Origin of the sequence: Gordonia ajococcus (assembly GCF_012974285.1) — a bacterium.
Lineage (GTDB): Bacteria > Actinomycetota > Actinomycetes > Mycobacteriales > Mycobacteriaceae > Gordonia > Gordonia amicalis.
Map to the genome: position 1 here is coordinate 3260566 of NZ_CP052884.1, position 12647 is coordinate 3273212.

At 66.5% G+C, this 12647-nt stretch carries 9 protein-coding genes; 2 read left to right on the top strand and 7 right to left on the bottom strand.

Annotated features, from left to right (window positions below; genetic code table 11):
- Nucleotides 1–108: 108 nt before the first annotated feature.
- Nucleotides 109–2631 (top strand): glycogen debranching protein GlgX, encoded by a 2523-nt coding sequence (gene glgX, locus GAA2_RS14800; RefSeq protein WP_024500340.1) that lies wholly within the window; start codon nt 109–111, stop codon nt 2629–2631.
- A 4-nt stretch (nt 2632–2635) separates the two neighbouring features.
- Nucleotides 2636–4972: a malto-oligosyltrehalose synthase gene (gene treY, locus GAA2_RS14805; protein ID WP_096274080.1), complete on the top strand. Its 2337-nt coding sequence runs from the start codon at nt 2636–2638 to the stop codon at nt 4970–4972.
- A gap of 34 nt (nt 4973–5006) precedes the next feature.
- Here treY and GAA2_RS14810 read toward each other — a convergent pair whose 3' ends face one another.
- Genes GAA2_RS14810 through GAA2_RS14840 form a run of 7 tightly spaced genes read right to left on the bottom strand, consistent with a single transcriptional unit; the run spans nt 5007 to nt 12642 of the window.
- The gene (locus GAA2_RS14810; RefSeq protein ID WP_024500342.1) at nt 5007–5858 is read right to left on the bottom strand and encodes a hypothetical protein; all 852 of its coding nucleotides are present in this window, start codon (nt 5856–5858) and stop codon (nt 5007–5009) included.
- A gap of 27 nt (nt 5859–5885) precedes the next feature.
- Nucleotides 5886–7058, bottom strand: a complete 1173-nt coding sequence (locus tag GAA2_RS14815; RefSeq protein ID WP_096274968.1) for an MlaD family protein — start codon at nt 7056–7058, stop codon at nt 5886–5888.
- Nucleotides 7055–8212, bottom strand: a complete 1158-nt coding sequence (locus GAA2_RS14820) for an MlaD family protein (RefSeq protein WP_210737803.1) — start codon at nt 8210–8212, stop codon at nt 7055–7057. Before GAA2_RS14820 ends, GAA2_RS14815 begins: the two co-directional genes overlap by 4 nt.
- Nucleotides 8209–9312 (bottom strand): MCE family protein, encoded by a 1104-nt coding sequence (locus GAA2_RS14825; protein WP_006438545.1) that lies wholly within the window; start codon nt 9310–9312, stop codon nt 8209–8211. Before GAA2_RS14825 ends, GAA2_RS14820 begins: the two co-directional genes overlap by 4 nt.
- Nucleotides 9306–10295 carry an MCE family protein gene (locus GAA2_RS14830; RefSeq protein WP_006438544.1) on the bottom strand — a complete coding sequence of 330 codons (990 nt, stop codon included), beginning with the start codon at nt 10293–10295 and terminating at the stop codon, nt 9306–9308. Before GAA2_RS14830 ends, GAA2_RS14825 begins: the two co-directional genes overlap by 7 nt.
- Entirely contained in the window at nt 10292–11326 is a 1035-nt protein-coding gene (locus GAA2_RS14835; protein WP_006438543.1) for an MCE family protein, read from the bottom strand. The genes GAA2_RS14830 and GAA2_RS14835 overlap by 4 nt, the downstream gene beginning before the upstream one ends.
- Nucleotides 11323–12642, bottom strand: coding sequence for an MlaD family protein (locus GAA2_RS14840; RefSeq protein WP_096274082.1), 1320 nt, complete (start codon nt 12640–12642; stop codon nt 11323–11325). Before GAA2_RS14840 ends, GAA2_RS14835 begins: the two co-directional genes overlap by 4 nt.
- Between the last annotated feature and the right edge of the window lie 5 nt (nt 12643–12647).

Sequence of the window (12647 nt, forward strand, 5' to 3'; positions counted from 1 at the left end):
TCCGCATCGCGGTCCACCCGCGGACACGCGAACGGTGGACGTGACCGCTTTGCCCGATGATGCCCTGTCCGAGATGACCGCCTGACGCAACACGACTAGTGTCGACCCATGACGTCGTCTCCGAAGGTGGGCACTACCGCTTCGCCAACCACGGGTGAACACCCGGACCCGAGCACGACCGACACCCCGCCGGTCCCCATGCCGGAGGATCCGGTTCAGGCCGACGCGCTCGTCGAACCCGAACCCGCGCCGATCCCCGTCTGGCCGGGCACCCCGTTCCCGCTCGGCGCGACCTACGACGGTGCGGGGACGAACTTCTCGTTGTTCTCCGAGGTCGCCGAAGCCGTCGAGCTGTGCCTCATCGACCGCGAGGGCAAAGAACGGCGCATCCGCCTCGAAGAGGTCGACGGCTATTGTTGGCACTGCTATCTGCCGAATGTGGTGCCCGGACAGTTCTACGGTTTCCGCGTCTACGGCCCCTATGATCCCGCCCGCGGCCTGAGGTGTGACCCGAGCAAACTCCTTCTCGACCCGTACGGCAAGGCTTTTCACGGCGACTTCGACGGCGACGCCTCGCTCTTCTCCTATCCCCTGCCGACGCACGACGACACGGAGGAGTCGCCCGAGGCGTCGGACGCGGACGCCGCCGGAGCCGATGACACCGGAGCCGATGACACCGACACCGGGGACACCGGAGCAGAGGATTCGGGGGCCGAGGATTCGGGAACGGAGGATTCCGGCGCTGAGGATTCCGGCGCTGAGGATTCCGGCGCTGAGGATTCCGACGCTGAGGATTCCGGCGCCGACGGCGCACCGGCCCCAGAAGCGACTGTGCTGGAACCACTTCCGGAGAACCAGCCCGCGCCCGAGAACCCGATGCCCGCGCTCGACTCGCTGGGACACACGATGGTCTCGGTGGTCATCAACCCGTACTTCGACTGGCAGAACGACCGGTCGCCCAACCGGCCCTACCACCAGACGGTCATCTACGAGGCCCACGTCAAGGGTATGACCGCCACCCATCCCGGGGTGCCCGAGCATCTGCGCGGCACCTACGCCGGTCTCTGCCACCCGGTGATCATCGACCACCTGAAGTCGTTGGGTGTCACCGCGATCGAACTGATGCCGGTCCACCAGTTCATGCAGGACTTCGTCCTCCGCGACAAGGGACTGCGAAACTACTGGGGGTACAACACCTTCGGGTTCCTGGCACCGCACATCGAGTACTCCTCGACGCCCGACCAGCCCGCGAGTGCGGTGACCGAGTTCAAGGCGATGGTACGGGAGTTCCACAACGCGGACATCGAGGTCATCCTCGACGTGGTCTACAACCACACCGCCGAGGGCAACCACCTCGGCCCGACGATCAGCTTCCGCGGCATCGACAACGCGGCCTACTACCGACTCGTCGACGACGACCCCGAGATGTACATGGATTACACGGGGACCGGGAACAGTCTCAACGGACGGCATCCGCACACGCTGCAGCTCATCATGGACTCGCTGCGCTACTGGATCCTGGAGATGCACGTCGACGGTTTCCGCTTCGACCTCGCCTCCACGCTGGCCCGCGAACTCCACGACGTCGACCGTCTGTCGGCGTTCTTCGATCTGGTGCAACAGGATCCGGTGGTGAGCCAGGTCAAGCTGATCGCCGAACCGTGGGACATCGGCGAAGGCGGCTATCAGGTCGGCAACTTCCCGCCGTTGTGGACCGAATGGAACGGGAAGTACCGCGACACGGTCCGCGACTACTGGCGCGGGGAACCGTCCACGCTGGGCGAGTTCGCGTCCCGGCTCACCGGGTCGTCGGATCTCTACGAGGCGACCGGCCGACGACCGCTGGCGAGCATCAACTTCGTGATCGCACACGACGGCTTCACGCTGCGCGACCTGGTGTCGTACAACGAGAAACACAACATGGCCAACGGCGAGGACAACCGCGACGGCGAAAGCCACAACCGGTCCTGGAACTGCGGCGTCGAGGGTCCGACCGACGACCCCGAGATCAACGCGCTGCGCGCCCGGCAGCAGCGCAACATCCTGGCGACCCTGTTCTTGTCGCAGGGCACACCGATGCTGGCCCACGGCGACGAGATCGGCCGCACCCAGCAGGGCAACAACAACGTGTACTGCCAGGACTCCGAATTGTCCTGGGTGGACTGGTCACTCGCCGAGGAGAACGCCGACCTGCTGGAGTTCACCCGCAAGGCCATCGCCCTGCGCACCGCGCATCCGGTGTTCCGTCGACGCCGCTTCTTCGGCGGCAAGCCGATCCGGTGGGGCGACCAGTCCCTCGACATCGCGTGGCTCACCCCCGCCGGCGTGGAGATGACCAGCGCGGACTGGGACAGCGGATTCGGGAAGAGTCTCGCGGTGTTCCTCAACGGGAAGGGACTCGGCGAGAAGGACGAACGAGGCGAGTGGGTCGTCGACGACTCGTTCTTCATCTGCTTCAACGCCCATTACGAGCCCATCGACTTCCACCTCCCGCCGGAGCAGTACGGGCTCGAATGGTCCGGTGAACTCGACACCACCCACCCGACCGGCGACTCGGATCTGACTGCCGCGTCCGGTGATTCGGTGACGGTCGGCGGCCGGTCCGTACTCGTCCTGCGGAAGACGTCCTGACACGATGAGCACACGTCCGACGCCTCGGGCCACGTACCGCTTCCAACTCAACGCCGACTTCGGGTTCGCCGACGTCGCGAAGACGCTCGACCATCTCGTCGAGCTCGGGGTCAGTCACGTCTACCTCTCTCCCATCGGCACCGCCTCGGCCGGGTCGACCCACGGCTACGACTGGCTCCCGCCACCGGCCGTGTCCGACCTCCTCGGCGGTGTCGACGGTCTGCGTGCGCTTCGCAGGGCCGCAACCGACCGCGGCCTCGGCCTCATCATCGACATCGTCCCCAACCACACCGGCGTGGCGGATGCTCTAGCCAACCCGTGGTTCGCGGACCTGTTGCGTCACGGCGTCCATTCGCCCTACGCCTCGTTCTTCGACATCGACCTCAGCGACGACAACGGTGCCGGCGGCAAGATCGCACTCCCGGTCGTCGCCGCCGACGGTGACCTGAGTCCGCTCGAGATCGACGAGCAGGGCAACCTGCGCTACTACGACCACGCTTTCCCGGTGGCACCCGGCACCGAGGACGGCACCCCCGCGGAAATCCATGCGCGACAGCACTACAAGCTCGTGCCGTGGAACAGCGGCCTGATCGGGTACCGCCGATTCTTCACCGTCAACGAGCTCGCGGGCCTTCGGCAGGAGGACCCCGCGGTCTACGACGCCACGCACGAGTGGCTGCGCGAACTCCTCGCCGAGGACCTCATCGACGGTGTCCGCGTCGACCATCCGGACGGACTCTGGGACCCCCAGCAGTACCTCCACCGACTCCGCTCCGATGTCGGCGACGACCGACTGCTCTACATCGAGAAGATCCTCGCTCCGGACGAACCCCTGGAACCGACCCTCCCCGTCGAGGGCACCACTGGCTACGACCAGATGCGCGTCATCGACGCCCTGTTCGTCGCTCCGTCAGGCGTCGTCCAGCTCACCGAACTCAACGAGCACCTCACCGGTGACACCGGCGATGCGCAGTGGATGGCATCGGTGGAACACCAGCGCAAGCTGACGACTCTGCGCGAATCCTTCCCCACCGAACTCCGGCGACTCGTCCGCGCGATCACCCACTCCGACCCCGCCGCCGACGCCGACGCCATCGCCGAGGCGTGCGCCGAGCTGATCGCCTCCCTCGGCGTCTACCGGGCGGACTATCCGTCGCTACGGCCGCGACTGGAGATCACAGCCGTACGGATCGCGACCGAGAAGCCTTCGCTGACACGAGCGCTCGACACGATCGTGCGGGCGACACGCAGTCCGGGCGCGGCCACCTCACGCCTGGCGCAGACCTGCGGTGCGGTGACCGCGAAGAGCGTCGAGGACAGCCTTTTCTACCGCACCGCGCGCCTGGTGTCGGCGCAGGAGGTCGGCGGCGATCCGGCGAACCCGTCGGTGTCGCTCAACGCTTTCCACGATCACAACATCGATCGGTCCCGCCGCTGGCCGCTCGCGATGACCGCGACGTCGACCCACGACACCAAACGCGGTGAGGACGTCCGCGCTCGTATCGCCCTCCTCGCCCAGGTGCCCGAGCGGTGGTCCCTGCTCATCGAACGCGTCTGGCTGGGCACGGACATCCCGGACAACCTGACGTGCTATTTCCTGCTGCAGAACATCTTCGGGGTGTGGCCGGCCGTCGGGCCCCGGCCCGGCGCAGAACTCGCCGACGGGGTGGTCACCGACGAGTTGCGCACCCGCATCGTCGATTACGCCCGCAAGGCTGCCCGTGAGGCCGGTCTTCGTACCACCTGGACCGAGGTCGACGAGGACTTCGAAGCCGCGATCGAACGCTGGATCACCCAGGTCACCACCGAACCGATCGCGAGCGCGGTCGGTGAACTCGTCGCCCGGACCGAATCCGCCTGGCGGCAGGAAAGCCTCGCGCGCAAGGCGATAGCTCTACTCGGTCCCGGCGTCCCGGACATCTATCAGGGCACCGAGTGGTGGGAGGACTCGCTCGTCGACCCCGACAACCGGCGGCCCGTGGACTTCGGTCAATCCCTGGATCACCCGAAAGCGGAGCTGGTACGGACCGCGCTCGGTGTCCGTGCCCGATACCCGGACGCGTTCGGTGCCACGAGCACCTATGACCGCCTTCCCGTCGACGGTCCGGCCTCCGACCGCACCGTCGCATTCACCCGCGGTTCCGGCGAGGTCGCCGAGGTCGTCGTGATCACCGCACGGTTCACGCACAGTCTCGACCCGGACGCGGCGGTCGACACCGTCATCGGACTGCCCTCGGGGGTGCACTGGCGCGATGTCCGCACCGGTGCGGTCTACGACGAGACCGTCGACCTGGCCACGGCCAGGGCCGACCATTCGGTCGCGATCCTCGTCCGGGACTGAGTTCCCGCACGGTTGGAGTGCAACCCGCGGTCGGTCAGCCGGCGGGAGCGGGAGCCGGCGCGGGAGTCGGCGCAGGTGCGGGTGCCCCACCGGCCCCCGGCAACGACTGCGACGGGTCGATCTGACCGCTCGGGCTACCGGGCGGACCGTCGACCTTCGAGACCAGCCACTTGCCGTCTTCCTTGCTCAGGTCGAGCCGGAACACCATGAGACTGGTTCCCCCGCTGGGCAGTTTGACGCTGCGTCCGGTCACCTCCGCCATCACGACCGTCTGGGCGGCGTCGGTGTCCACGGTCTCGACCGCGACGACACTGATCTTCGACGAGACCTCGATCTTGAGCGACTCGACGTTCTGCTCGGTGTCCGCGCGCTCCTGCTCGAGACGCTGACGCAGCTCACCGGTCGACAGCGGACCGAGTAGCTCCTTGGAGTTGCCCGCATTGTCTGCGTTGAGGGTCGTCACCAGCTTGGTGACGAAATCCGCCGACGCGGTCTTTGCGTCGGCGAAGGCATTCGCCTCGCTCTGCAGCGTGTAGGTCCGCCAGCCGAGGAACACGCCGGCCACGATCAGCACGACGATCACCAACGCACCGAGTGCGCGCTTGATCCCGCTCGCGGTGACCGTCAGCGAGAACTCCCTCTTGCCGGCGGCCGCGGGGCCGGGCTCGGGATCGGGCTCGCTGACCGCCGCTCCGGAACCGGTGCGACGAGCCGACTTTCCGCGCGGAGTCGTGGCAGCGTCCGTGGTCTGCCGCGCTGCGGTGGTCTTCTCCTCGGCTCCCGATGCGCCGGCGCCGAGTTCGTCCGTGCCGCTCTCCTCGCCGGTGGCGCTGTCCGCGGTCACGTCGGTGTTCTTGTCGAGATCTGGATTCTCACGGTCTGTCATCTACAGGTCACGCAACTTGTCTGGTCGTCATTTGTCGAGCGGCACTGTGCGGGCATTCGGGTCGTAACCCGGTGGCGGCCCGGCAGTGTCGTCGCCCGGCGGTCGTGGTGCGTTGGCCGAGCCACGGATCTGCTGGTTCGGATCCTCGGTCACACAGTACAGATTGGTCGGGATGGTCAGCTCGAGGACTTTGGTCGGCCGACGCGGGGTGACCGGGTAGTTGCAGCTCGGCCGCGGATACACCGAACCGAAAGTCCACCACGCGCCGTCGTGGAACATGGTGAGGCTCTTGATGCTCGCGTCCCGGATCGACGGCATCAGCGTCGCCAGAGCCGGTGCTCGCAGCGCGCCCTGCTCGGCGATGTCGAGGAACTGCTTCATCACGTCGGTCACCGGATCGGTGAGCTGATTGATCGAACCGGCGAGGCTGGTCATCTGCGACGGGCCGCGATCGAGCAGGGTGCGCAGTTCCCTGTCGGAGGCGGCGGCGTTGTTGATCAGGTCGCTCAGCGACGACACCGTGTTCCCGAAGTCGGGCTGGATGTCGGCGGTCGTCTTGAAGATGGTGCCCGCGTTCTGGATCAGCCTCGTGGTCTCGGGCAATGCGGTGTACAGCCGCGCGAAGATCGTGCCGCCCGAGTCGAACAGCACTTCCAGATCGTTGGAGCCGTCCTCGGAATACAGCGCGACCTTCAGATTGTCCACCGCCGAGCGGAGTTCGGCCGGATCGATCTGCTGGATGAGATCCAGGGAGGACTCGAGAAGGTCGGAGAACGGCACGGTGACCTTGGTCTGGCCGGCCTTGATCACGTCGCCGTCCTTCAGGTACGGCCCCTCGGAGGTGGTCGGCTGGAAGTCGACGTACTGCTCGCCCGCCGCCGACAACCCCAGCGCCGCAACGGTGCTGTCGCGGTTGATCTTGTACCGGTCGTCGACCGTCACCTTCACCGTCACCGAATCCGGTTCCACGCGGATGGTGTCGACCTCGCCGATACGCGCACCGCGCAGCGTCACACCCGAGGTCTCCTGCAGACCACCGGAGATCGGGAACTCGACGGTCAGCTTGTACTTGTCCGCGAACGGTTCCCACCGCAACGTGCCGAGCGCCAGGTAACCGAGTCCGACGACCATGACCAGCACGAGCCCGATGTTCCCGACGAGCACCGAATTTCTACGCAGGAAACCGAATACGCCGCTCATCCGCAGCACCCCTTGGTTCCGGTGAGTCGGGCCAGCAACCGGGTGAGGGTCTGCTGGAGCGCTGCCGAGCCCGAGTCGATGTCCTCGAGCTCGGGAAGCCTGCTCGCCGAATCGAACCCGACGCCCGGGTTGAGCCAGTAGACCTTCGACGACACCGCGGCCGCGCTACCCGGTGTGGACTTGATCCACTTGGGGGTCAACGTGTGCAGATTGTCGGCCAGCGAACCGAGCGGACCCGCCGCCTGTCGCAGACCGGCCAGGACGGTCGACAGATGACCGAGCATCTCGACGAAATTGTCCTGGTCGGTACGCAGGAAGTCATTGGTCGCCGAGGTCACCTGCTGGGTCTTGTCCAGCGCGGTCAGGATCGAGCCGATCTGACCGTTCAGCGACTCGAGGGCGGGGCCGAGCTTGTTGATCGACGCCATGATCTGGGCACGACCGTCGGCCAGTTGTCCGGTCAGGATCCGGGTGTTCGCCAGTGACCGGTCGACCTGCGCCGAACTCTGGTTGAGCTTGCGAATACCGGTCGTCAGTCCGCGGATCGCGCCGTTGAGGTCCGACGGGTTGGTCGCGACCGCGGCACTCAGTTCGGTCAGGATGACCGTGAGCGAGTTCAGCGAGCCGCTGTCCACCACACCGCTCATGCTGATGAGCAGGTCCTCGACCGTCGCCGCCGCGGAGGTGGGTCCGGTCAGGGTGTCCCCGTCGACCATGAAACCCTTCGGCGCGTTGGGCGGCGGCAGCAGGGCCACGAACACGTCTCCGAGCGGCGTCGCCTGTCGGAGTTCGGCGCCCGTGCCCACGGGCAGCTTGGTCTTCTTGCTGACGTCCATCGTGACGATCGCGGAGTAGTCCTTGGCGACGATGGTGTCGACCTGCCCCACGTCGGTGCCGTTGAGCTTCACCTTCGCGCGCGTCGGCAGGTTCAGGGCGTTGTCGAAATTCGCCGTCAGCCTGATGGAGTCGCCGATGCCACCGGGGGCCGGCAGCGGGATCTGCTCGACGGTCAGCCCGGGCAGCACCCCACAACCGGTGAGCCCCATCAGCGCGCTGAGGAGCAACGCCGTCACCGCGCCGCGTCGCATGCGGGAGCGGCGTCGTGCCGGTTCAGCGACCGTGCGACCCAGGGAAGCGCTTGTCACCGCTCTCATTTCGTCAGCTCCAGCATCGCGGAGTAGATGCCCATGTCCGGACCGAAGTCCTTCAGCTTGCCGGTGCGGCAGCCGTCTTTCTGCAGGTTGATCGCCTCACAGAACTCGGCGAGCAGCTCGTTGTCGACGAGCGACTTGTCCAGCAGGACCTGGGCGCGCCAGGTGCCCTGCTCGGCGGAGATCGAGTTGCCAAGGTTCTGGAAGAGCAGCGGACCGACGTCGATGGTCTCCACCACCTGCCGTGAGTAGTCGCTCAGGTTCGCGGTCAGCGCGGCGAGCCGGTCGAAGGAGACCGAGATCGTGTTGGTGTTGTTCTGCAGGAAGGCCGTGGTGTTCTGCAGGGTCTGGTTGAGGTTGCGCAGCGTGGCGACGAGACCGGGTGACTGGCTGCCGAGCAGCTCGGACACCTCGTTGACCGACTTCGAGAAGGCGGTCATCTTCGGGTAGTTCTTCACCAGCGTGGTGGTGAGTCCCTCGATGGTCTCGATGATGTCGACGAGTGCATCGCTGTTGCCCGACACCACGTTCGACGCCTGGCCCAGCTGGTCGAGGGCGGCGCGGATCTCCTCGCCGTTGCCGGTGGCGATCCCCGAGGTGATGTCGATCATGTCCGCGAGCGGGCCGGAGCCCGGGCCCTCGCCCTTCAGGGACACGACGAGACCGTCGATGGCGTCGAACAGTTCCCCGACGGACACCGGGGCCTTGGTCTCCTTCAGCACCGAACCGTCCTCCAGCCTGGGTCCGCCCTCGTAGGCGGGGGTGAGCTCGACGTGGCGCGTGGTCACGATGGAGGTGTTGACGATGGCGGCCGTGGCGTCGGCGGGCACCGGCACGTCGTTGTCGATGGTCATGGTGACCTTGACCCGGTCACCCTGCGGCTCCACCGCGGTCACCTGACCGACCGGCATGCCGAGCACCGCGACGTCGTTGCTGACGTAGAGGCCGGCGACGTTGTCGAAGTACGCGGTGACCTCGATCGCCTGCCCGAATGCGGCCTTCCAGCTTCCCGGGATCATCGAACATCCCGACAGCCCCAGGATGCCGAGCAGGGAGACGCACACGAGGAGCGTCGAACGACGCAGTCTCTGCGGGTTCAGCATCCGTCCACCACCCGGGCCAGGCACAACCAGTTGTCGGGGAAGATGCCCCAGGGCAGGTAGCCGTTCACGTACGGCCCGTCGCCGATGACGTTGTTGGTCAGTCGAGCCGTCACGGGCAGGATCTCCAGCAGCTTGCGCAGGTTGTTGCGGTTCTTCTCGAGACCCTGCGTGATCGTGTTGAGGTTCGCCATGATCGGGGCGAACTGGTTGGCGTTCTCACCCGCCACCGCACTGGCCTGTTCGGTCAGTTCGGCGATGCCGTCGAGCAGGCGGGTGACCAATTCCTCACGGGCCACGATCTTCTGGGTCAGGTCGCGACCCTGGCCGACGATCACCGCGAGCTGCGCCTGATTGTCGTTGACGATGATGGTGATCGTCTTGGTGTCGGCGATCAGCTGGTTGATCTGGTCCTTGCGGTTGGTGATCACCTCGGACATCTGCGTCAGGGCCTCGAATGTCGGTTCGGTGATCGCGGGAACACCGGCGAGCTGACGGTTGAGGGTGCGGATGCTCTGCGAGAGGGTCTTGTCGTCGACGCCGGTCAGGATCGGCGCCCCCTCCTCGATGGTGCGGTTGAGGTCGTAGGGCACCGCGGTCCGCTCGATGTGACCGTCGGGTGCCTCCTCGGGCGAATCGCCCAGCGACACATCGACGTAGCGCTGACCCAGCAGCGTCGACATCTTGATCTCGGCCATACCGTTCGACGTCACCCGCACGTCGGTGTCGACCTTCATCGTCAGCGCGACGTGGTTCCCGGCGAGTTCGGTCTCGGTGACCTCACCGACGTCGATGCCGGCCACCCGCACTTTGTCCCCGGGCCGGATTCCGCCGGCCTGGGCGAAGTCCGCGGTGAGCGTCTTCTTGCCGAGATGCGCGCCCGCCAGTGCCGTCACGCCCAGCAGGAGGGCGACGATGACGACCGCGCCGATCACGCCGTACCAGATCCGGGTGTTGCTGCGGAAGTTCTTACGGAACCAGTTCATCGGCACACCACCGAATGATTCGTGCCACCGATCTTGTTGAAGATCCCCGGCGGCAGCAGGACGTCACCGATCGCGACGTCGAGGTCACAGGCATAGATGTTCAGGTACGCACCCTCTCCGAGTACCAGCGGGAAGTGACCGAGGAAGACCGGCGCGTCGACGGCCATCCGGTCGAGCTTGGAGCCGTTCTGGATGAGCGTCTTGGTGGCGATCCGTCCGTCGGTCGCGGCGGCGGCGAGGCTGTCCCGGCTGCGGCTCAGGACGTCGGCGAAACCGCTTGCGGTGCGTCCGATGTCGGAGACCGCACTGCCGAACGCCGCCGAGTTCGAGTTGAGGTTCGCGATCAGATCGGACATCGACCCGATGACCGTGCCGAGCTGACCGCCCTGGCGGGACAGGTCACGCATCACGGTGCTCAGGTTGTTGATGATCGCGCCGATCACGATGTCGCGGTTGGCGGTGTCCTCGGCGAGCCTGCCCACCTCGGCGACCGTGTAGCTCAGCGAGACCGAATTGCCCTGGAAGGCCTCGAGAAGACCCTGCGAGAGTGCGTTGACCTGCTCGGCGTCGAGTGTCTCGAACACCGGCTGGAACCCGGCGAGCAGCTTGGTGACGTCGAAGGAGTCCTCGGACGGCAACTCCAGTGTCGACCCGGGCGACAACGGCTTGCTGTCCCGGCCCTCCACCAGCGTCAGGTTGAGGTACCGCTGACCGATGAGGTTCTGGTAGCGGATCGCGGCACGGGTGTTGGTGTAGACCTGCTGGTCGTTCTGCACCTCGAATTCGACTCGGGCGCGGCCGTTGTCGAGTTCGATCTTGTCGACGCGGCCGACGCGGACACCGGCCATCCGGACGTCGTCGCCGCTGGAGAGACCCGAGGCGTCGGTGAAGAACGTCGTGTACTTGTTCGTCGATCCCGACACCGATCGTTCCAGGGTCGAGAAGATCACATACGACACGAGCAACGCGGCGATGGCGAAGATCGGGAAGCCGATCAACGGTTTTCGGATCGAATCCGAGGCCGCGCTCATCGTCCCCCTCCGTGGTCGGTGGCAGCATCACGCGCGTCGATCGACTGGACCAGCGGTCCGAGCATGACCGTGTCGGCGGCCGACGGCTCCCGGCGCCGCACCGCACCGAGGGTCTTGTTGTCGGAGTCGGTGGTCACCATGCCCACCGGCCGGTTCTTGCGCATGCCGTCGGACGGGTAGATCTGCAGCGGACCCGACATCGTCGGTCCGGTACCGGTTCCCGGCCCGACACATCCCGGGCCGCGCAAGGTCCCGTACGGGCCGCCGTTGTAGACCGGGCAGTTCTGCCGGGTGTAGCGCACGAACGCACCGAAGCTCACACCGAGGTTGAGCTTGACGTGTCCGTTGGTCCCGGTGAAGACCGTGAGCACCCGGGCGGCCAGGTTGTTGAGCGCGATGACCGCCTGCGGCAGCGAGTTCGGTTCGAGGACGGTGGCACCGAGCATGCGGTTGAGGTCGGTGACGAGTCGCTGACCGCCGTTTCCGTTGCGGGCGAACATCAGCTGCGTCTGGTCGAGCAGTCCCTGGCTGCCGGAGAGCAGTGCTGCGAGGTCGCGCTGCTTCTCGGCGAGCGTCACCGCCGGTATCACGCTGCGCCCCAGGGTGTCGAGCAGTTCCGGCGCGGACTCCGCGAGGCCGCTGATCGCGGCGTCGAAGTTGTCGAACCCCGGGGGTGCACCCGGCGGGAACTGCGCGTTGATCGAGTCGAAGTAGTTGCGCAGCACGCCGACGAACGAACCGAACACCGAACCGCCGCCCTTGAGGGCGTCGGCGATGACACCGAGCACCTGGGCGAGTTCCTCCGGCGGCACCGCGTCGAGGATGGCACTCAACTCGTTCTGCGCGTCCTGCAGTTTGATCGTCTCGAGAGACTTGTCGGCGGGGACGGAATCGCCCGACGACAGCCGCTCGGTGCCCGGTTCGGCGGGCCGCACCAGTTCGACCGAGTTGACGCCGAACAGGTTCGACGGCACGGTCCGCGCGGTCACCGATGCCGGGATGCCCTCGGCCTGCGCGGGCACGATGTCGATCTCGACCTTCTTGATCACCTTCGTCGCGTCGGTCTCGCCGGTGTCGGCGACCGAGATCGACTTCACCGAGCCGACGATGAGCCCGTTGTACCGGACGTCGGCACCCGACGTCAGACCGTCACCGACATCGACGAGGTCGGCGGTCACGGCCACCGTCTTGCTGAATGTGCCCTGGTACCGCATGAACAGCAGCACGAAGATCACCAGCAGGACCAGCAGGAAGGCGACGCCCCGCAGCACGTACTGCAGCAGCGATGGGTTGCGCCCATCGGTCGCGATGTTCACCGGCT

Bases quoted from the DNA above. Each gene is read 5' to 3' on its own strand.
- GAA2_RS14820 (WP_210737803.1), bottom strand. From the start codon at position 8,212: ATGAGAGCGGTGACAAGCGCTTCCCTGGGTCGCACGGTCGCTGAACCG.
- GAA2_RS14835 (WP_006438543.1), bottom strand. From the start codon at position 11,326: ATGAGCGCGGCCTCGGATTCGATCCGAAAACCGTTGATCGGCTTCCCG.
- treY (WP_096274080.1), top strand. From the start codon at position 2,636: ATGAGCACACGTCCGACGCCTCGGGCCACGTACCGCTTCCAACTCAAC.
- glgX (WP_024500340.1), top strand. From the start codon at position 109: ATGACGTCGTCTCCGAAGGTGGGCACTACCGCTTCGCCAACCACGGGT.
- GAA2_RS14825 (WP_006438545.1), bottom strand. From the start codon at position 9,312: ATGCTGAACCCGCAGAGACTGCGTCGTTCGACGCTCCTCGTGTGCGTC.
- GAA2_RS14810 (WP_024500342.1), bottom strand. From the start codon at position 5,858: ATGACAGACCGTGAGAATCCAGATCTCGACAAGAACACCGACGTGACC.
- GAA2_RS14815 (WP_096274968.1), bottom strand. From the start codon at position 7,058: ATGAGCGGCGTATTCGGTTTCCTGCGTAGAAATTCGGTGCTCGTCGGG.
- GAA2_RS14830 (WP_006438544.1), bottom strand. From the start codon at position 10,295: ATGAACTGGTTCCGTAAGAACTTCCGCAGCAACACCCGGATCTGGTAC.